General features: G+C 54.9%; 20 protein-coding genes and 1 pseudogene. 11 read left to right on the top strand and 10 right to left on the bottom strand.

Annotation, left to right across the window (positions count from 1 at the left end; all coding sequences use genetic code 11):
* Positions 1-23: 23 nt before the first annotated feature.
* On the top strand, positions 24-1,376 hold the full coding sequence (locus ACW4QM_RS10630; protein ID WP_173113659.1) for an adenylyltransferase/cytidyltransferase family protein: 1,353 nt from the start codon (positions 24-26) through the stop codon (positions 1,374-1,376).
* A gap of 12 nt (positions 1,377-1,388) precedes the next feature.
* Positions 1,389-2,045 carry a hypothetical protein gene (locus ACW4QM_RS10625; RefSeq protein WP_455798439.1) on the top strand — a complete coding sequence of 219 codons (657 nt, stop codon included), beginning with the start codon at positions 1,389-1,391 and terminating at the stop codon, positions 2,043-2,045.
* Here ACW4QM_RS10625 and ACW4QM_RS10620 read toward each other — a convergent pair.
* Positions 2,046-2,390 (bottom strand): annotated as a pseudogene (locus tag ACW4QM_RS10620) (transposase); the annotation flags it as partial. It abuts the gene before it with no gap.
* A 324-nt stretch (positions 2,391-2,714) separates the two neighbouring features.
* Between ACW4QM_RS10620 and istA the strand changes: the two are divergent.
* From istA to ACW4QM_RS10585, 7 genes are all read left to right on the top strand, one after another.
* Positions 2,715-3,671 carry an IS21 family transposase gene (gene istA / locus ACW4QM_RS10615; protein ID WP_173115331.1) on the top strand — a complete coding sequence of 319 codons (957 nt, stop codon included), beginning with the start codon at positions 2,715-2,717 and terminating at the stop codon, positions 3,669-3,671.
* Positions 3,672-3,757: 86 nt separating this feature from the next.
* Complete coding sequence (locus tag ACW4QM_RS10610) at positions 3,758-3,943, top strand: hypothetical protein (RefSeq protein WP_302683475.1); 186 nt, start codon at positions 3,758-3,760, stop codon at positions 3,941-3,943.
* A 2-nt stretch (positions 3,944-3,945) separates the two neighbouring features.
* Positions 3,946-4,107 carry a hypothetical protein gene (locus ACW4QM_RS10605; RefSeq protein WP_173113721.1) on the top strand — a complete coding sequence of 54 codons (162 nt, stop codon included), beginning with the start codon at positions 3,946-3,948 and terminating at the stop codon, positions 4,105-4,107.
* Positions 4,108-4,149: 42 nt separating this feature from the next.
* Positions 4,150-4,386, top strand: coding sequence for a hypothetical protein (locus tag ACW4QM_RS10600; RefSeq protein WP_269434838.1), 237 nt, complete (start codon positions 4,150-4,152; stop codon positions 4,384-4,386).
* A gap of 9 nt (positions 4,387-4,395) precedes the next feature.
* Entirely contained in the window at positions 4,396-4,656 is a 261-nt protein-coding gene (locus tag ACW4QM_RS10595) for an ATP-binding protein (protein ID WP_368076311.1), read from the top strand.
* 792 nt (positions 4,657-5,448) lie between these two features.
* Entirely contained in the window at positions 5,449-6,354 is a 906-nt protein-coding gene (locus ACW4QM_RS10590; RefSeq protein WP_417179543.1) for a HamA C-terminal domain-containing protein, read from the top strand.
* Between the two features lie 11 nt (positions 6,355-6,365).
* On the top strand, positions 6,366-8,918 hold the full coding sequence (locus ACW4QM_RS10585; RefSeq protein WP_302683310.1) for a DEAD/DEAH box helicase: 2,553 nt from the start codon (positions 6,366-6,368) through the stop codon (positions 8,916-8,918).
* A 387-nt stretch (positions 8,919-9,305) separates the two neighbouring features.
* Here the strand turns inward: ACW4QM_RS10585 and ACW4QM_RS10580 are convergent, their stop codons facing one another.
* The 5 genes from ACW4QM_RS10580 to ACW4QM_RS10560 form a co-directional block, all read right to left on the bottom strand.
* A complete protein-coding gene (locus ACW4QM_RS10580) occupies positions 9,306-10,382 on the bottom strand; it encodes an O-antigen ligase family protein (RefSeq protein WP_302683309.1) in 1,077 nt (358 codons plus the stop codon).
* Between the two features lie 278 nt (positions 10,383-10,660).
* Positions 10,661-12,565, bottom strand: a complete 1,905-nt coding sequence (locus tag ACW4QM_RS10575) for a glycosyltransferase family 2 protein (RefSeq protein ID WP_173113739.1) — start codon at positions 12,563-12,565, stop codon at positions 10,661-10,663.
* A gap of 3 nt (positions 12,566-12,568) precedes the next feature.
* Positions 12,569-13,813: a CDP-glycerol glycerophosphotransferase family protein gene (locus ACW4QM_RS10570; protein WP_173113742.1), complete on the bottom strand. Its 1,245-nt coding sequence runs from the start codon at positions 13,811-13,813 to the stop codon at positions 12,569-12,571.
* A 21-nt stretch (positions 13,814-13,834) separates the two neighbouring features.
* Positions 13,835-14,857 carry an alcohol dehydrogenase catalytic domain-containing protein gene (locus tag ACW4QM_RS10565; RefSeq protein ID WP_173113745.1) on the bottom strand — a complete coding sequence of 341 codons (1,023 nt, stop codon included), beginning with the start codon at positions 14,855-14,857 and terminating at the stop codon, positions 13,835-13,837.
* Positions 14,858-14,860: 3 nt separating this feature from the next.
* Positions 14,861-15,565, bottom strand: coding sequence for an IspD/TarI family cytidylyltransferase (locus ACW4QM_RS10560; RefSeq protein WP_173113749.1), 705 nt, complete (start codon positions 15,563-15,565; stop codon positions 14,861-14,863).
* A gap of 200 nt (positions 15,566-15,765) precedes the next feature.
* Here ACW4QM_RS10560 and ACW4QM_RS10555 point away from each other — a divergent pair, with 200 nt between their 5' ends.
* A complete protein-coding gene (locus tag ACW4QM_RS10555; protein WP_173113752.1) occupies positions 15,766-17,181 on the top strand; it encodes a hypothetical protein in 1,416 nt (471 codons plus the stop codon).
* Between the two features lie 115 nt (positions 17,182-17,296).
* Here the strand turns inward: ACW4QM_RS10555 and ACW4QM_RS10550 are convergent, their stop codons facing one another.
* From ACW4QM_RS10550 to ACW4QM_RS10535, 4 genes are all read right to left on the bottom strand, one after another.
* Positions 17,297-18,259 carry a hypothetical protein gene (locus ACW4QM_RS10550; RefSeq protein WP_173113754.1) on the bottom strand — a complete coding sequence of 321 codons (963 nt, stop codon included), beginning with the start codon at positions 18,257-18,259 and terminating at the stop codon, positions 17,297-17,299.
* A gap of 77 nt (positions 18,260-18,336) precedes the next feature.
* Positions 18,337-19,263 (bottom strand): reverse transcriptase family protein, encoded by a 927-nt coding sequence (locus tag ACW4QM_RS10545; RefSeq protein WP_173113757.1) that lies wholly within the window; start codon positions 19,261-19,263, stop codon positions 18,337-18,339.
* A complete protein-coding gene (locus tag ACW4QM_RS10540; protein WP_114539861.1) occupies positions 19,260-19,550 on the bottom strand; it encodes a helix-turn-helix domain-containing protein in 291 nt (96 codons plus the stop codon). The genes ACW4QM_RS10545 and ACW4QM_RS10540 overlap by 4 nt, the downstream gene beginning before the upstream one ends.
* A gap of 61 nt (positions 19,551-19,611) precedes the next feature.
* Positions 19,612-19,782, bottom strand: coding sequence for a hypothetical protein (locus tag ACW4QM_RS10535; protein ID WP_173113760.1), 171 nt, complete (start codon positions 19,780-19,782; stop codon positions 19,612-19,614).
* 556 nt (positions 19,783-20,338) lie between these two features.
* On the opposite strand from ACW4QM_RS10535, the gene ACW4QM_RS10530 reads away from it, so the two are divergent.
* Complete coding sequence (locus tag ACW4QM_RS10530; protein ID WP_455798438.1) at positions 20,339-20,551, top strand: hypothetical protein; 213 nt, start codon at positions 20,339-20,341, stop codon at positions 20,549-20,551.
* Positions 20,552-20,593 lie beyond the last annotated feature (42 nt).

Raw genomic sequence — 20,593 nt, 5'->3', positions numbered from 1 at the left:
CCCCCCAAGCGAAGGATCAAGCTGTGAAGAAAGTCATCACCTACGGCACGTTCGACCTGCTGCACCACGGACACGTAAACCTGCTGCGCCGGGCGAAGGAGTTGGGCGACTACCTGATCGTGGGCGTCACTTCCTCGGACTTCGACAAAAACCGCGGCAAGATTAATGTGAAGCAATCGCTGATGGACCGCATCGAGGCCGTGAAGGCCCTCGGCATTGCCGATGAGGTGATACCCGAGGAATACTACGGCCAGAAAATCGATGATATCCGCAACTACGATGTGGATATCTTCGCTATCGGGTCTGACTGGCGCGGGCACTTCGATTACCTGAACGAGTACTGCGAGGTAGTGTACCTCGATCGCACAGAGGGCATTTCCAGCACCCAGTTGCGCGAAGGCGGCCATCACATCGCCCTGGGCATCGTGGGCGCCTCGCGCGACATCGCCAAGTTCATCGACGAGTGCAAGTACGTGAGCGGTGTCGATGTAGTGGGGGCGTTCCCCGACAGCGACGAATTCGACCTAGCGGGAAAGACGGCGCTGTTCGGATCGCTCGAGAAGCTCATCGAGGCAAGCGACGCGCTGTACGTCGCCAACGCTCCCGAGCGCCGCTTCGCCACGGCGAAGGCGGGGTTGGAGGCCGGCAAAGACGTGCTGAGCGAATCGCCCGTGGCGCTGGCCGCCTCCGAGGCGGAGGCGCTGTTTGCCGTGGCCGACGAGCGCGGGCTGGTGTTCCACGAGGCCGTGAAAACCGCCTACGCGCTGGCCTTCTCGCGCCTGACGTTGCTCGTCAAAAGCGGCATGATCGGCTCACCGGTCTCCGTGCGGGCCACCTGCACAAGCCAGGCCTTCACGAGCCCCGCAGGCAGTCTCATCGGCTGGGGGCCCATCGCCTGCCTCCCCATCTTCGAGATGCTGGGCACCGACTACACGGCAGCCAGCGCGGCGTCGCTCATGAGCCGCACCGACGGCACCGACGTGTACACGAAGGTGGATTTCATCTATCCGGGCGCCTGCGCGTCCATCGAGGTGGGCAGCGGGGCAAAGTCCGAAGGCGAGCTGGTCATCGCAGGCACCAAGGGCTATGTGTACGTGCCCTCTCCCTGGTGGAAAACCGATTACTTCGAGGTGCGCTTCGAGGACTTCTCCAGCAATAAGCGCTACTTCTATCAGCTGAACGGCGAGGGCATCCGCGACGAGATCTCCGTTTTCGCGAAGACCATCCAGGACGGCAAGAAGCCCAACCTGGACATCACCCGCGACCACACCATCGCCCTCAGCCGCCTTATCGAGAACTATCGCAACGGCCAGATGCAAGTCTACAACCTAGGAACCGAATCCGAAGGCTGCAGCATCAGCTTCTTCCAGAATTAGAGGAAGACAAGCGTGCGCCTTCGCAACAAAAGTAAAAACGCTAGACGATCAGCGGATAAAGCCGAGCGAGGCCATATGAATTGCGAAGCATTGCTTTTCGATCCGGACATCGATGAAGGCGGCTTAATCGCAAGAGCGGGAGACTGCTTCGCTCCACGAAAATACTGTGTGAAATTTTATCCAAAAAACCGTACGGAAAGTCTCCACGGTTTTTTGCACGACATCTCCTTAAAACAACTTCCTACAGTTGAAGTAGTGATTAAAGCGCTTGATGACGAGAGCTCGTCGGGGGAATGCAGATTCACATTAGAAACTGAGGAGGGGGTATGGAGCACAATCAGCCATTTCACAATCCATGTATACGATGAGTTTCGAAACAAGGGCGTCGGCACCGATTTAATTCTCTGTATGCACTTTATTATCAATTCAATTGATAGAAACCTTGTGAAGATGACTCACTCTGAGATTAATCCAGAAGACGAGAGTTATTTTTCTCGCTTACTTGCTTTTTATAGACGAAGCGGATTCATCATTGGCAAGGTCGGCAACAACGATCGAGCGATCGTCGAGCGAAAGCCCGTCTGCACATCCAGTTCCCAAATTGCATTTCTGGGTACTGTCAATAATCTTGCGCACTTTGGACGAGCATCCCCATACACTTCGGCATGATCACTCATCGAGCAGCGATACGTCCAGATACCTCCTCGACCCCCACTCGCTGTCGGCCACGTACTTCAGGCGCGCGGTCGCCAGCATGAGCGCGCTCCTCCCGTCCGGAAAGGCGCCGACGACGCATGCGCGCCTCCTGATCTCGCGGTTGAGCCTCTCGATGGCGTTGCTAGTGCAGATGCGCCTCCAGTGCTCCATCGGAAACCGGGTGTAGGTCAGGGTCTCGCCAACGCCGTCGCGAACGCACCATGCCGCCTCTTTGAGCTTCATCTTGTCCAGGGTGGAGGAGACGATCGAATCGGCCTTTCCCATGCAGGCATCGAACGACTCCTGGGCATGTGTATATGGCAAAGTAATTCTCGACAATTGGCATGTAGGAATTCGACACTTTGGCAGCGAACATGCCGACCATAACCAATGTCTATTCTTGTCTTGCTTTGGTAACGACAAGAAAGGCTAGAAAGGCATATGATCAGCATGCCCAAAGTACATTCTATTAGGCAAATACGCATGAGGGGGCACAACGCCTCCGAGATCAGCAGAACGTTAGAAGTCTTCCACGACACGGTGTACAGATATCTCGAAGACCCCGATCTCTCGCCGCAGCCGCCCGCCAGGCGCAAGTCGACGAGCGTCATGGACCAGCACCGCCCGCTCATCGTCTCCTAGCTGGAAGAGGACGCCAAGAACTGGCACAAGCAGCGCCACACGGCCAAGCGCATATGGGAGCGCCTGGTGGAGGAGGAAAACGCGAAGGTCTCCGACTCGACTGTCTGGCACTATGCCTGCAGACCTAAGAAGGAGCTCGGCATCGGCAAGGAGCGCTTCCTGGACCTGGTGTGGGCGCCCGGCGAGGCGCGGGCGGACTTCGGGGAGGCTAACTTTTACGTGATGGGCGTGAGGCGCCTGAGCAACTTCGTGCTCACCTTCCCGTTCTCCAACGTCGGGCTGGCTCAGGTGTTCCCCGGCGAGAACGCCGAGTGCGTGTGGCAGGCGCTCAAGGACATCTTCGAGTTCATCGGCGGCGTGCCTGCCTGCATCGTGTTTGACAATGCCGCGGGCGTCGGGAGGCGCGTTGGCGACAAAGTGAGGGCCGCCGGACTCTTCGCCGCCCATTACAGGTTCGCGTTCTCGTTCTGCAACCCAAATGCCGGGCACGAGAAGGGGTCCGTCGAGAACAAGGTGGGGTTCATCAGGCGCAACCTGTTCGTGCCCGTGCCGTCCTTCGACACGGGCAGACGCTTCAACAAGAGCCTGCTCGACCGGTGCATGGCGCTGTCCGAGAAGGATCATTGGGCAAGGGGCGAGGAGGAGCGTGCCCTGTTCATCGAGGACAAGGTGGCGCTTATCGGCCTCCCCCTCGCGTCCCTTCGACGTGGTGTGTTACGAGGTCCGCAAGACCGACAAGCTCGGCCGCGTGCGGCTGGAGTCGAACCACATCTACTCGGTGGCGCCGGAGCTGGCGCTGACGGAGGTCGTCTGCGCCCTGCGCGCGCGGGAGGCGTCCATCGCCGACGCGGAGGGAGCCGCGCTCCTACGGGAGCGTTCCCTCCAGCACCAGCGATCCAGCGAACCAGCTGGCCCTGCTCGCCAGGAAGCCCGGCGCGTGGGGCAACAGCCAGGTGAGGGCCGCCCTTCCGGACGAGCTGCGCGCCTATATGGACGGCCTGGGCAAGGACGCCAGGACGGAGAGGATCAGGCTCAAGCGCAACGTGTCGGCTGACAGAGGGTGGGCGGCCATGGTGTCGGCCGCGGAGAGCGCGCTGGCGCACACGGGGCGCGTGGACGAGGCCGGAATGGCGGTGGCGGCGCTCAGGAGCGAGAGCGGTCCGACAGACTACGACGAGCCGGTGGACTTCGGCGTGTACGACGCGGCGTTCGGAAAGGAGGCGGCGTGACCATGGCCCCGAAGACGAAGGGGAGCGTGGAGGCGTTCAAGGCGCTGGCCCGCTCGATGCACTTCTCCAACGAGTCCTGCGAGTGGTTCGCGCGCGAGGCCTCGGCCGGCCAGACCCAGACCACCTGCAAGCTCATCGGGGTGGAGCAGGAGGTGAGGATCTAGCGCAAGAGGGAAAGGCTGTTCCGCAAGGCGACCTTCCCGCAGATGAAATCGTTCGACGGCTACGACTTCTCGCAAGTGGGGTTCCCGGAGAGATACGGCGCCCAGGACTTCGTGTTCCACGGCCAGACGGGGCGCGGCAAGACGCACCTGGCCATCACCGTGGCCGGGCAGCTGTGGAGGCCGGCAGCTGCGTGCGGTTCTTCACGACGGCCGAGCTGGTCCTGCAGCTGGCGAAGGCGAAGCGGAAGGGCTGCTTGGACAGGCACCTGGCGGACATAGAAAAGAGATCTGGTTATCCTGGACGAGTTCGGGCACATGCCCATCGACCCGGAGAGGGCGAGACTGCTGTTCCAGGTAATATCGAGCTGCTACGAGAGGCGCAGCCTGATACTCACGACGAACATAGAGTTCAGCAAGTGGGGGACAATCCTCGGTGACGAGAAATTGGCCGCGGCGACCATCGACCGCATCGTGCACCACGGGCGCTTAGTGGAGTTCGGAGGCGAGAGCAAGCGGATGGGCGATTCGCTGATGCTGGGACGACAGTAAGGACAAGTCGGCGTTCTCTGCCGAAGTGCCGACTCCGTTCAGGCCCCCAAGTGTCGATTCTTCTATTGCCAAACACAGGGCGGCATCCGCGCCACGCCGGCGCGATGGGCAGCCCGCACCCGCTGCCGGACGATTGTACCACCTCCGAGGCGCTCAGGCCGGCTCGCTCCAGAGAGCGCAGCTCGTGGGCCTCCCGGCGCCGTCCACGGCGCGGGGTCGCCGACCACTCCCGCGCGCGACGCGCGGGACGGCCCAGTCGCTCTCGCGGCGGCTTATGAGCTTGCCCACGCCGCAGACCACCGCCCTCGATCAGCCGCAGGACACCGAGTCCATCTTCGCCCCGTAGAGGTGCTGGTCGTCTAAGTCCATGGTGCCCAGCGACTTGCACCCTCTCCGTCAGCTCTCGCCTCATCGTCTCACGTCACAACGGTGCCCGCACTCGTCACATACCTGCTGCAGATCACAGCCCCAACGGCATCCTCGGCAGACCGTCTCCGGTGTCAGCGAGGCGCACTTGGCCCGATCCAACCTGCGGCACTCCTTTCCCCTTCTCGAGCTTTTCTCCGGCAGCCCTTTTTGGATCTGCACCTCCAGGGGGGATTCTTAAACTTATCTGGACGCGTTCGGCCGAGCCCGAAAACCCCTCTGCGTAGATGAACTTAAGGTTCAAGCAGGCTAAATGACAGAGCGACCACACCCACATGCTTCGATATTACACCAAAACACACGACTCAGTCCTTTATAATTAACGGCAAAGAGAGTTCCCCCTACACTTTGGTCGGTGCACAACCTATGGAAAACTACGAACGATTGCTCATTGACTGCTCTAGTCTTTTCCAAAACCTGCAAGTAATAGAGCAGGAATTTGAAATCATTCCCAAGGGCAACCACTTTGGCCTCTCTGTAGCCTCTACTGATTTAATTGAGCGGAGAGAAGACTTCGTTGAAGAACTTGTTGATACGGTCGTTGATTGGGTGTTCTCGAAGGCAGAGCAGGAAGATTTTTTCTCCAAACGATCAGGCGAAGGTGATAGCCTAGGACGCATCTCAGAAAAAATCGTCAGGAATGCCAAAAAACGCTTTCGCACTAACAGTGATCCGAATCTTATAAAGGGACAATTTGGAGAGCTGATTCTGTTCTGCTGCCTACAACAGTTATTTAAAGCGGTTCCACTTTTGAGAAAAATGCCAATCACAACTAATCCCAAGTTGGAGCGAAATGGGGCAGACGCCATCCATTACAAAAAGGACGGAGACATTCATTGGTTTTACCTAGGTGAATCAAAATGCTACGCGCAAGATTATGGCTTCGCGAAAGCCCTTGAAGCATCAATAGGCAGCATCCTTGCAGAACACGCCAATCACATGAATGAGATTGAACTGTATGAGACATGTGGATTTCTGGATCCCGAACTTATCGACATAGCCCGACAATATAAAACCAACCAATTGGCCAACACAAAAGTAAGACTAGTTTGCCAAGTAATCTACAACGAGAACAAACTACCAAATCCAACGGAAACTTCAGTAGACCTCGGGGAATATACAAAGCAAGTCATAGAAAAACGCTTCTCTTCTTTTCCCAACAGCACTATTCTTGCCTTCGGCAAAGCCGCTGTTGTTCAGCGAATCACTTATATTGTCTTTCCTGTTAGAGACTTAGAAGGTCTTCTTGAACTATTCCTCAAAACCCTATAGGAGGGGCTATCGTGCACAGTAAATCTCAGGAAGTGTTGCAAAAACTGCTGCAAGTTGAGGCAAAAAAGACTGCGTATCGGTTAGGCTTGCGCAAAGTGAGCAGTCCAGAACCTCTCAGCTATGAATTTGTGAGAAGAGCAATTGGAACCCTTGAAGGACTCGCTAATCTTAATGATGAAAAATCGCGTACAGAGTTCATTGCAATTAGTGCACTGTTGTGGACACTCGCTGCAGACACCTATCAGGGCATTCGGGACCATCTAGTTGTCCTTCTAGCAAAAATTGGGTATTCCCCCTCCAGCTCGATGCTAAACAACTCCGCCAACTCCATCGAGTCCAATGTCTCTGAACTGGAACCACTTCACAGTTTGCTTTTCGAACTGGAGACCTGCGCCTACGACCGAAGATGCACAATAGACGCGCTAGGCCACAGTTTCTTGGTAACAGAATTTCAAAAGAAAGTCTGGGACAAGATCGGCAGTAGCGTCGTCTTAGGCATATCGGCACCCACTTCCGCCGGCAAATCATTTATTCTTGCTCTGGGTAGCCTGTCGCGCGCAATTGACAACAATTTAGATATCTTATATATAGTGCCGACCCTCAGCTTGGTAAATCAGGTTACGAGCGATTATGCCTCGCTTGTCAATAAGTTCACGGAAGAACCCTCCCGAACTATTATCCTCAACTCATTTGCAGACTACCATGACAGTGCGGAGCCGGAGGAACGGCGAATCTACGTAATGACCCAAGAGCGCGCACTCGCTTCTGAGACCAACTGGAAAAGCTATTTTCACCATGGTGTTTTTCTTATTGCAGATGAGATTCAAAATATTGAACGAGCTCTTGACGACGCAAGCGGCGAAAGATCGAGGAGACTCCTTGACGTCTTGACTGATCTTGCAGCCTCAACGCTTGTCACACAAGCCGTCGTCTCAGGCCCTCGTATCAACGATATCGACTTGGTCGCGTCTTCCCTGTTCCAAGATCGCGCAGACGAGGTCACAACCGACACGAGTCCTGTGCTCAATCTCACCTACGCATTGAAGAAAGGCGAGAACTCCGCTCAAATGCACCTAAAATGCGGGGCATTCGATGGGAAAATATCACTCCCACTTGATATCAAGTCGATTCCTGGATATGGAAAGAAACAATACCGGCAAGATATCCTGGACTTCCTAGCAAATCTAGCAAAAAGACTTGGACAAGACACACAAACAATTATCTTCTCACCCACTATTTCAGCCGCGCAAAAAAACGCGGAATATCTTGCGAAACAGTTAGCGACCACCAATAAAAACTGCGATCTCTCCAGTTATCTACGAGCGACCGTTCATCCAGAATACCGTCTCGCTGATTGCGTGCTCCATGGAGTAGCCTACCATCACGGCAAGCTCCCGAAACATGTCAGAAAAGCACTAGAGCATGCTCTAAGTCAGAAGCAAATCCGCCTCGTGGCTTGCACGACAACTCTCCTCCAAGGTGTTAATCTACCAGCCAGTAATATCATTATACGAAACCCGAATCTATTTATACGAAAAATGCCTAACTCCACCGAACTTTCGAGTTATGAGCTTGCAAATCTAAGAGGTCGAGCTGGCCGACTCATGAAAGACTTCATAGGTCGCACTTTCGTTCTAGACGAAGAATCTTTTGATAATTCGGACTCCCACGTTCAAGGCGATCTTTTTGAAGATACTTACAAATCATTGGATACCGATTACGCTAGCATCTTTTTGGCAAATCGTAGTACGATAATTGATTGCGTCGCCACCGATCACCTTGTTAGCGAGAACGCTGAAGCACCAGGCCATATAGCCATCTACATACGCCAGGCCGCCATAAAATATGGTAAAGACTTCAGGGGATACCTGGAGAAACGAGGAATCACTCTTTCCGAAAGTGAAGCAGCTCAGGTAGTGCGCACGTTATCAAACCTCACTATCTCACCTGAAATTTGCGCGCAAAACAGGTATGTGGATCCAATCGCATTAGAACAAATTCTGGCAGATTCGCAGATACCCCGACTACCTGAAAATCCTAATGATTCAAACTTAGCCAACCTGCTTAATGATTTAATACAATACCTGAGTCGACAGAGCTACTACATCCAACGCGTTGAACAAGAACTTGGGAGCAGAATAGTCAGCACCGGAAAACTTCAAGCTTTGACAATGTACGCCTCACAATGGATAAAAGGTCAGCCATTGGCCAAAATGCTCGACAATTCTTTCATCAACTCCAAGCCAGACGAAATTGATAGCGCCATCAGCATGATTGAAGGCAAGGTTGCTTATTCGCTTCCCAATCTTCTTGCGCCAGTTTATGGGGCAAAAGGGGTCGATACGGTAATTTTGACCTGCATGGAAGCCGGATCTTTCAATCCATTCACACGCAAATTAATGGATCTAGGAATTGCGCGAGAAACCGCGCTGAAAATATCCGAAGAGCCGAGAAAACAACTTATCACACCAAGCGACACATATCAAGATCTAGTAAAATTTGTAAAACTTGTCGCACCGTCGCTCGAGAAATGGGATCGTATCCAAATCCCATTTCTCGAGTAATACGTTTTATTCAGGACGTACATACACTTAATAGAACTAACGTGATAACTAACGCCTAACCGCCTGTCATATTAATTTGTCCTTAAGATTGGCAATGCCTCACAAACGCTCAGCAAGAAAGGCGCTAACCATCATGGCAACGGAAAACGAATGCTTTAAAGTAATCGGTCGCTACCTGGCAAACGATCACGATGCATGACATATGGCAAATGGTCTGCGGGCAAGAAGACAGAAATCCCGACAGACTCTCATCTTGGCCTTGTAAAACCTACGTGGAACTTGTCAAAATCAATATCGATTCCAAAACCAAAAGCACCCACATGAATTTTCTCAAGAAAGACTTGAGGAACTACTTGAAGCACCGCGAAAGAAAAGCCGCAAAAAAGCCTAGACTCTAATAGCCGAGGTTCTCCCCGCATCCCAATAGTACGCCAGGGCCAGCATGAGGGGCCAACTGATGGTAATGAGAGATTCCATGAGACCGATCACAAAGAAGCATGCCACAACGACCGTCAGCACCGCTGACGCGAAGTCATGGCGCCCCTGATAGAGTGTGCGCATCGCCAACAGGATGAGGATTCCGTAGAGCACCACTCCCGCCAGACCGCCCGATACCAGCACGTGCAGGAAGAAGTTGTGGGCATTGTTGTAGAGGAAGTCGTTGAAGAACAACCCGAACCTCACCGATGCGCCGTAGCCCAGAAGCAGATGATCCGGCGTCATGAGCGAGAAAACGCCATCCCATACGAAGGTGCGCAGCGTGAACGTAACCGTCTTCCCCAAGACTCCCACGATGATGGGCGCGAAAAGCTCCTGGATCTTCACTCCCATCAGAAGCACGGCCGCGACCACGTAAGCCCCGAAGCAGCTGAATCCGTTGACCGCCGGACGCGTTTTGCGAAACTGCACCGCAACAAACAGCACGGGAAAAAGAGCCAGGGCAACCACTGAGGTGGCCGAATAGGAGACAATGCACTGCACAAGCCCTATGGCGAAAAGCGCGACACTGCGGGCGGAGCAGCGCCTCCCCCGCTGCGCATCCAAGAGCAGCGAGCAGCCAACCGACGGCAGAGCAAGATCGATGGAAGCATTCTTGTGACCGTAGAAATTCGAGGGCTCCCGAGTGCCCGTTACCACACCCTGAGGCCATCCTAGCACTGAAATCGTATTGCAGATCGACAAGACCCCCGTGACGATCAGGATGGCCCAGAGGAGTTCAGTCATGCGATCCCTGTACGCATAGTTCACGAGCAGCACTGACACGAGAAGAGGAGCCCAATCGTAGAAGCATTGTACGTATATCCACGTACGCCCTGCACCTTCGTTGATGAGCGTCGAAAGGAACATGAGCGCCGTTATGGCGATAGCAATGAGCGAGAAGGCATCCTTGCTGCCATGTCGTATGCACAAGCAGACGAGCGCGGCCACCGTCGCCACGCGCCACACCTTGAACAGCCCGGCCACCTCGGGAACAACACCCCGAATAAACCCCGTCGGCTCGAAGAACGGTATCAGCAGAGCAGCGAATAGGAGAACGTATCGCCAGTCCGTTCCAAACGAATTCCGCCTTCGGGGCACGGTGCTGCGACGACGCCCGTCTTTATCCGAGTGTGCCATCAAAGCGATCGCCATGGCCAATGCGCCTTCCCTTGCTCTTATCTTACCTTGCCTGTTAATGATATTGAAGTGTACCACGCCCATCCCCGACCACCTGGATCGCCAAGCAAGGCACGTCGAACAAATCACACGGCATCGTTAGAGCCCGTCGGCACAATCTCGGCGTTGAACAAATCCGCGAAGTCCAACAGGCTCTTCTCGGGCATGGGGCTGTAGGCGGCGAAGTCCGTGTCCGATGCGATTATCTCCATTGCCGCGCAGAAGAGCATCTTATGGCGGCGGGAGCCGAAGGCTACCAGCTTGCCGTGGCTGCCGCAGCGGGGAGGCCGCTGGCCCTCACGTAGGGCGTAGTAGCGGGCAATGCCGTCATCCCGCTGGCCGTCGCACTCGAATTGGGTCAAGGCGCTTCGCGGGCCATCGGGGCCGTCCGTGTAAATCCAGATGTCGCCGCCTTCGGCGAGTCGGCGAATCAGGCGCCGGTCGAGCCGCGTCTTCCAGCGCGGAACCCGGCCGTCGAGCAGCTTGATCGCATTCTCCCGGGCCTTCCCCGTCAAGTGGTCGACGACAATCTCGCCCTTGCCCAAGTCCAGCCTAACGCGCCACTTCCCCACGATCCTCGTATGACGAAGCGCATAGGCCGAGCAGGCCATCTCCCTGACCGACCACCTTAGGGGAATGCTCGCGCCGTCGAGGCGCAACTCAAGCCAGATATCCTCGCTCTCGTCCAAATTGCATGCGAAGTCGAACCGGAAGGAGCGGCCCAGCTTCACCGTTGCCGTCGGACAGCCCTCCACTATCTCCGTCAGCGCCAGGGCATCCGCACTGCCCCCGCGATCGACCTTTCGGGGGCGCCGGCGCAGCAACAATTCCACTCCCCCTTCCCAACCGGCAAAGAACGGCGAGATCAGCGTACCGGATACGTGCAGCTCGCCATCGCGCACGGCAATCCGCGTCAGTGTCGCGCTTGCGCAGCCGTCAGCAAACACGAGGGCATCACCCCTCAACACCGCAAGAGCCCCCGGCGCCACGCGCCAGCGCAATGGCTCGCGGCGCTTCAAGCTCAGTGCGAACAACCGATGCTCCTCCCGCAGATTGGGGTGCCTTAGTATCAGATCGTCATCCACGCACTCCATGAGGTTTCCCAGTCGGCCCAGCGCCCTACCGTAGGCTGCGCCTTCCAAATGCGCGGGCAGCGCGATGCCCGCCTTCAGCTTCCACGAGAGATCGTTCACAAGCAGTCCCTGGATATAGGAAGGCACTTCGTTGCCGTAGCGGCCGAAGAAGTCCTCGAACAGCGCGATGTTGTTGTCGTAGAGGCGCTCCGGCTGGCGCAGGGCAGTGGACGCCCCCTCGTCGCTGCGAATCCACCGGTATTCCGCTTCGGCGCAGAAGCCCAGCTGCATGCTGCGCTGGAGCACGTCGGTGCAGTACTTCTCGTCCTCGTGCACGATAACGCCGTTAGCGGGCGCGAAATCGAAGAGCACATTCCCGTCGAAGCGATTGCGCACGGCCACGTTCATGGTGGCCTGGGCAATCGTGGCGTTCTCCGGAAGCGTCAAATCGTAGATGCCCGTCTCTCGCAGTACATCGTAGCGGTGGTGCAGCCGCTGACGCTTTCCTTCGCGAATCGACACGATGGGGTAAGTGGCCAACTCCACCTCATCTGGGCACGACTCGAAAAACTTCGAGACATTCTCCAGCGTCTCGGGGCTTAAGGAGTCGTCCGGATCAAGGAAGAAGAGGTAGCGGCCACGTGCGGCTCGGATGCCCGCATTGCGCGCCTCGGAGACGCCGGCGTTCGGCTGCGCGACAACGCGTACCCAGGGACGCTCTGCGGCAAAGGCCTCGCAGAGCGCAAGCGACTCATCCGTAGAGCCGTCGTCGATAAGCAAAACCTCGAGATCGCTCTTGCTGATTGTTTGGCGCTCCAGACAATCGAAGCACGCTTTCAAGTGCGAAGCCTTGTTGTACACGGGAACGACGACGGAGGCCGCAGGCTGGCGATCTGAATATGACTCGCGGTCGGTCATTGATTATCCCTTCAACGACTTCTCAAGGATCTCCCGACCGAGCGCGAACTCGATGATGCGGTCCGTCGCATGGCCGTCGCATGCGCCCATGAAGCGGTCGCGGAACTTATCCACCTCGGACGAATCGAAGCTCTCGGCGCTTTCTGCAATCGCCTGAATCACCTCTTCGGTCGAGGTGCAGACGGGGCCAGGGGTGAGCGCATCGTAATCGTAGTAGAAGCCGCGCCAATCAGCGTACTCGTCCTGATCGAAGGCGAAAAACACCATGGGACGACCGAAAAGCGAATACTCGAACACAAGCGAGGAGTAATCGGAGATCACCGCATCTGCGCTGCAGATAAGCTCATTGATGGCGATATCGTGCGTGACATCGAAGGCGAAATCGCGACAGCACTCTGGTATGGCGGGCAACTCGCGCACAAAGGGATGGTGCTTGATGAGGAGCACCGCATCCTCCCCCATGGCACGTTTCATGGCCTCGATGTCAAGGGCAGTTGGCGCTTCCGCATGAGCCACTCGGCCCCGAAAGGTAGGGGCGTACACGATCGCGCGTTTGCCCTTCGCCTCGGGGACTACGGATAGCAGCTTGTTGCGGCTTTTCTTCAAGTATGCCTCGTCGAAGAACACATCGGTGCGACTCACGCCTATCGGCTGCACAACGCCGGGTTCATCCTGCAGCACCATAGCCTCCTCGTAGGCCCATACGACCTCCGGGCTACTCACCGTGACAAGCGAGAGATTCTTGTAGAACGGATGGCGCAGAATCTCATCGCGAGACCCGCCGAAGATGAGATCGGCGGTGCTCATACCCCACTTCTTGAAAGCGCCGCACCCATGCCACAGCTGAACCACCGTCGTTTCCTCTCGCAGTGGCAGGCAGCTTACGACGTTGGAGGCGTCGTTCAGGAAGACGCACTGGGCAGTGGCGAGATCACGGACGGCTTCGATGCAGTTGCGATAATACTGACGCAGCCTAACGCGGGTCTCCCCGAGAGAAATGAATTCGACGTCGAGTTCGGGCACGCAACTCAGACGCTCGTAGAGGACTTCGAAGCTTTCAGGGACAGTCGGTTCCTTGTTTTCCAGAAAGACGACCTTCCCCGGCTGAATGGGCTGCTTGGCCGCGCGGCGGTACTCGCCCGGCAGAATGCGGAAGAGCAGCAGATCCTTTGCCCATTGGCGTATCCGATGAAGCACGGCGCCCTTCGCTCGCGTCAAAAGCGGCTTCTTCTCACTGGTCTCGTTCATCGCTTCCTCGCTTGGATGACTCTACATGTTCCAGCGGATGACCGTCTTGCCCATGGGTTTGCGGATGTCCGCCTCGAAGGCCGCCGAAATATCCGATATTTGCCGGGCCTCGTTCACGCTGCAGACGAGAGCGGCGAGGTAGTCCAGCACCTCTGGATGCTCGTGGTAGAGCCGCACCGTGGCCTCGAAGTCCTCGCGACCGCTGCGGCTGCTGCCGAACAAGCGCAAGCCCTTCTCCAGCACCATGCGGGTGTTGATGGGCACGTTGTTCTCGGAGACGCCGAGCAGCGATACGGTGCCCTCGGGGTTGATGCGGTCGATGATCTGCTCGATAGCGGCGACGGATCCCTCGCCGCCGGCGCATTCGAAGGCGTGATCGACGAGCTCCACGCCGCTCACGTCGTCGACAAGATGCGTCTCGTCCGCGAACGTGAAATCGTGCAGCTTCGATTCGTTGCGACCGAATACGACGATCTTCGTATCAGGGTATCTCGTATGAAGAAGCAGCGAGACGATGTAGCCCATGTTGCCGTCGCCCCATACGCCGATGCGCTCGCGTCGGCCGTGGGCGATTTTGTCGAAGCGGGAGATAGCATGGGTGGCCACGCTCACGAGCTCGGTGAAAGCCGCCACCTCGCAATTCACGTCCTGAGGAAGCAGCACCACGCGCTCCGGCGGAAGAACCATGCTCTCCTGCATGAACCCATCGAAACCGCTGCCGCAGAACCGGCTGGATCGAAGGTAGTTCTCAGCGATAAATTCATCCTGTTCGGTGGGGGCGTTGGGGAGCATGACGACGATATCGCCGGGCTGGAACGCACCCGTGTTATCGCTGACCACACGGCCGATACCTTCGTGGATGAGCGCCATGGGCAGCTTCTTGTCCAGCACCTCCTTGCTGCGCGTCCCCTGATAGTAACGCTGGTCGGCATTGCAGATCGACAGATATGTTGGTCGAACGATGACCTTGCCGGTGGTGTCCTGAGACACGACAACCGGCTCGATAGTTCGGGGGGCTGTGAGGCGATAGACAGTATTCAGCATCGGCTAGGCCTCCAGCATTGCTTCTGCCACGCGCAGATCCTGCGGATAGGTGATCTTGACGTTCGACACGTCGCCGCGCACCAGGGCCACCTTCTTGCCGCGCAGAACGAAGGCCTTGCAGGCGTCGGTGAGAATGGCGCTCTCCTCGGGAGTAAGCGATTCCAACGTTTCGCGCAATTCGCGCATATTGAAGCTCTGGGGCGTCTGGCCTTGGTAGAGCACGCTGCGGTTCGGGATAGAAGAGATGAGCTCGCCGTCGAGACTCTCAACGATGGTGTCGGTGGCAGGCACGACGGTATCGCAGGCGCCATGAGCGAGAGCGGCGGCGATGTTATCCTCGATGATGCGCAGCGAGACGAAGGGCCGCACCGCATCGTGGGTGACGATGATGGAGGCGTCGTCCGCCTGGCACTCGTCCTCGAAGTAGCGGATGGCGTTCATGATGGTGTCGTTGCGCTCGGCGCCACCGGCGATGACGGCAACCTGGCCAGCGTACTGTGGGCAGTGCTTGGCGATGATGTCCTTCGTCTGCTGGATCCACGTTGCCGGCGTGAGCACGAGGATCCCATCAAAGCATCCAGCGGCGCAGAATTTCTCGAGAGTGTGCACAAGAATGGGCTTGTCGCCCAGATAGAAGAACTGCTTCGGCTTATTAGGGTTCCCCATCCGAACCCCCGACCCTCCCGCAAGAATAGCAGCAAACTGCATGTACGCTCCTTTAGTCAACACGCAGCGCCCAAGACGCCACGGACCTTGTTACGTCTGCAATTCTACCATTGAGCCTCAAGCCCACAACGCCGTTCCACGACAGTCGCACATTGCCGAATGTTGTGAAAACTTACGTCAAACGGCCAAGAGTTGTATGTTCAAGCATAAAATGGATGCATCAAGCGCAAAAAGGAGCTCGTATGTCGATTTTGCTATTCCTCGTCCTCGGAATCATCGCCTTTTTCCTCATCAACTACTTGGGGGGAAGGCACATTCAACAATCCTACCAAAACGATCTCTTCGATGGCGAATTCGGAAAGAGCACAGTATTCAATATCGCCTTTCGCATCATTGCCCCCGTCGTCGTCCTCACCCTCTTTGGTGCCCTTTGCTTTTTTGTTGGCCTCCGTTTCCAATTCTCGTGTCTTTTGATCTCTGGAGGAACCTATTGGACCCTTCGCATTTTGGCATGGGTGTCAAAGCGCCGAACCGTTCGCTCTAACCTTGCAATGGTCTTTGCCCAAGCCGCAGTTTCGCTCCTCTTGTCTTGGTATCTGTTTACGGCAATCGGGAATGACCCCTTGCGATCTCTGATTCCTGACGTCGGAGATGTTTCGCTGGAGTTTATCATCCTCGCCATGACCGTGCTGTTTTACATCTTGGCTGAAAGTCCGATGTTCCGAAAAGACCGCTCGCCTAGATCGCCTCTGATGGAAAAGCAGCTATTTGCCATCGACAAGCTCTGCCGAAAATCAATGCCCGAACGATATAAGCAGGATACGGCACTGCTGATCTTGTTCTACACTTTCGCGCTCATCGAGGACACCTATCGACCCTCGTGGATCCGACAAGCCGAGCGAATCGCTTACCATGTTCTCCCCTTCAAGAAACCGGGAACCTTTGGGCTGATGCAGACAACGTCTGACCGTCCGCTTTCAGATGAAGAGAGCATCGCTTGTGCGTATGACATAGTGTCGGATATTTACGATGAGTTCATCGAAACATACCCTGAGTTCACAATTGACCCCATGAATGAAGAAGGACACGCACCCTGTCTGGTTTCCTTCCAAGATGGCTATATCTACGAGTTAGCAGAGATGCTCACGGCGTTAGAGATTCGGTCAAGCACCCTATACGGAAAATACTGTGGAACGTATCTTCTGGACGTATATAGCTATTTCGATGCCGCCAAAGCTTTCGTGCTCCGGCAATACAACATCAGCCGATCCCAGAGCGTCCAAGTTTCACACATCACGACAAAACGATGGGCTTCCTTGGCAGTTAACGGATGGTGTCCTCTGAACCAGCAGAGAGGCTTCGCTTGCCAGGGAGGAGAAGATGCGACGAGGACGCTTGTCGGCAGATATCATCCGGGCGGAGAGAAGCTGCAGTCGCACCTGATGAAGCATGATCTGAAAGGATGTGTTTATTTCGCATATTGGGGCGTTGACGGAACGGTAATCGTGCTTTCCGAGAATTCTAGAGAGGAGGAAGCTTCAACAGTAGCCAAGGAACTCGATATGTCGATCGAATCCATTTCATACCACTTTGAAGAACTCGCCTCAAACCCTCGAGGCTTTCTTGACGCTTCGCTCATCAAAGAGACTCATGGGTAAAACCAATCGAAGCAAACTATCGCGGCATAGCTAGCCGTCCGCCGTATTTTACGAGTGCCATTATTCCCGCACTCCCGAACCACGATGACAATCGATCATTTGCACCATCTTTATTCTACCGATTTAACGGCTTCAAGTGTTTGCGCATCTCTTCATACTCCTGAGTAGCCAGTTGAAGCTCTTCGAGAACACGCTTTCGCAAAGTCTGAAACGAATCCAGCATCTCTTTTGGATCCCCTATCAATAAATGCGCTTCAGAGTCGTCGGTCTGGTCGTCGATGAATATCGAAAAGACGCCACCCCCGCCATCCCGAATCACATATTCCGGCAATAACTTATACGTCTCTTCGATCTCCCCGCTGCAATCTTCGTAGTAGCGAGAGACAGCATCAATGAAATTGCTCGTCAGTTGACAGATGCTTTCGTGAATCGCCGTTACTTCGCAGTAAAACGACAGTTTCACAGAACCACTGCAGACACTTTCGATAATTTTCTGATATATATCAATTCTTTTTTCAAACAACTCTTTATTAGTAAAAAATATCGGATTTCGCAATTGATATAAATCAAAACCAGCATGCTGGCGATCATTATCGTCTGGACAAAGAGAAACTATAAGCTGGCCATGCTGGGCGTGATTTCGAAGAGTGTGAGCCAGCGCATAATTAAAATTGCCGTCGTATTCACGACGAAGATCATCGATAAAGACTTGGGCCTCAGCGTATCCATCCTTTTTGGCTGCATTGCAGAACGCTTCTAGGAACTCAACGAGGTTAACGCCATTGGAAACATAATTCATCGCATAAGCATTGACAGTAATCCTATCATCCATACCCGTACCATTGTCGGTCGTTCCGTCAACGATCCCGCTATCAAACATCAAAATGCCATGAGTCAGTTGCCTATAGTTCCAGAGATATACGTCAAAAAGCTGGTCTACACTTGTCAAAGCGCCGGATAAAAGGATCCACTTCCTCATCACGGGGCCATATTTCGAACCAAAATACCGCCCTTCAGCAACCAACTTCACAATCCAGTCATCTGATTCGTTTGCCTTATAGCTCGTACAAGAATCCATACGAGTTCCATCCTTCCCGATTGGCGACCCTACCGATTTCTCAGGTCTTTTTCATTCCCTCCATGGCATCCTAATCGTTACAGAGCCGCCTCGGCAATCCTCTCCAACTCACTTCGAATCCCCGGGAAGGTTCTCCTCCCCTCTACGTAGTCCGCAGCCTGTATCTGCCCCTGTATTCGAGACAGCAGGCTTAAGTCGCCACTCGCTTTCAGACTCCGCGTGTTACCGACTATCTTGCTTCTCAACTTGTTAGGCGCGACCAATGCACCATCAGGTGCTAGGCAAACACCTGTTACGATCTTGAAATCACCGGGAAGACGATACTTCGTTTTGGATCCCTTCGCCCGGTGTCCATACTTGTGCAGAACGCCATCGACCTCATAGGCGAGTTTTTTCCAGGAGAAGTTGTCCTGTGAGGAGAAGGTCATGTCATCAACATAGAGAGTAAACGTGCACCCGTATGTACGAGCGAGGTCCTCTATTTCCTCGAACATTTTTGCATAGGCAAAGTACGCCACTGCCTGACTTGCCGGACTCCCTGTGGGTATCCCTCCCTGATACGTGCAAATATCTGTCAAGCACTGCGCCACATCTGGCGAGCATTCAAGCCTCTCGCGAAAAAGACGGTACACGTACTCCCGAACGCAGCTTGGGTAGAAAGAGCTGATGTCCATTGTCATAACATAGCCATTAGACCGATGCTTTGAGGCATTGTCCTTGTAAGACTTTCCCTTGGTCGCAGATATCACCCAGTCGGGCTTTTCGATTCGAGCCATCAAATCCCATACTCGACGTTGCCACTTTTTCATCTTGCTGCATGGAGCCTCGATGGTTCTGCTTCCCCCTGAAGACTTCTCTTTGTCAAAAATGTTGTATTCTGAGAAACACTTGACGCGGCGAGAATCTCCCTTTTGCATATACAATAGCTCTTCAAGATCTCGCCTCCTTCCCAGGCGATAGATGGGGCTTCTCTGAAGAGGATATTGTCTGACCGTCTTCTTCATCGGAGGTTCACCGCCATGTTTTCGATCACGGAATTCAGAACCTTAGAGGTGAGCAGCCTCGCCTTGGCCTCATCAGAACCCCCGTCGTATTGCTCTGCCAGCAACATGATAGAGGACAACTTGATGCCAGTCACATCGGCATAGCGCTCCAAAATTCGCATGGTAGGCTGCTTCGTGTTGTTTTCGATCTCGGACAGATAGCTTCTGGATATACCCAGCATAGAGCTCATCTCCGAAGCAGAGTAATCGAAAATGAGACGTATTCTCCTCAAGGCAGTACCGATCATCTCGTCCTCGTTTCTTTGAACGTTCACGAATGCCAGGCAGGCCTTTACCAAAATCGAAGCTCTACGAGGAAAACAGGTTCTTCATGGCCACCACGATTCTGATAATCGCAACGAGCAGATCGGCTCTATTTAAAATAAAGCGCGCTACTCGGGCACGAAGCGAGACTCGCTTGCCCTGCCGTTCCTCCCCTTTCGTCTCGGTGCTTCCTGTAGTAGGTCCGCAGATTCCCATGAATCGCTCCCTTCCGCCTCGCACGACAATACTTTATTCGCGAGGCCTCCCAGAGAAGAGAGGGGTCCACAAGAAGCGGCCTACCCGGCTTTCTGCGCTCCGCGCGCTCCCAGCGCGGAGCGCCGGGCGGTGTGCACGAAGCAGTGGCTGGGGCAAAGCCCCACGGGCGTCAGAGACGCCCCAATGGATGGGAGCCGACCCGTCATAGGTGACGACCTTGATTGGGAGTATAACATATCATTTCGCTATTTGCGACAAAATTTCGCAAGTAGCATACAATGGCAGGGTTGCCCCCGTTCCCCGTTCGAGAGCGTTCACATATTTTGATCCACAAGCTGATCGAAAACACTAGACTTTTAGTCAATGGTTCTATAACATTTCGTCGATAAGAAAAGCTCATGCCAGAGCTTTATCGGCCCCGAGCGCCCGCGTTCGGGGCCGTTTTTCTTGAATACATTTCCGTACGCGACACCGAGCGCTCCATGGTACATCAATTCTGACAGCCTCCCATGACGGCATCTTTTTCATATTCGAAACGCAAAACCGAAGGAATCGCATGACCAAAGAAGCGCTCATTACCAACGTTTCTTGCAACCTGCAGAAGCAAGCCGGGATCGCTTACGCCATCGGAATCGAGAACGTACGCATACCTTTCTATCAGGCACCCTCCGACTTCTTTTGCGAAGAATACACGACACTTTGGAGGAAGCACGGTACTGTCAATAATCTTGCGCAAATTCCAGCAGGCGACCGCCAGCCGTCGGCATGATCACTCGTCCAGCAGCGACACGTCCAGATACCTCCTCGACCC

This window comes from Adlercreutzia sp. CNCM I-6207 (assembly GCF_977072305.1).
The sequence above is the reverse complement of the archived record's forward strand: the minus strand, read 5'-3'. Positions and strand labels throughout refer to the sequence as shown.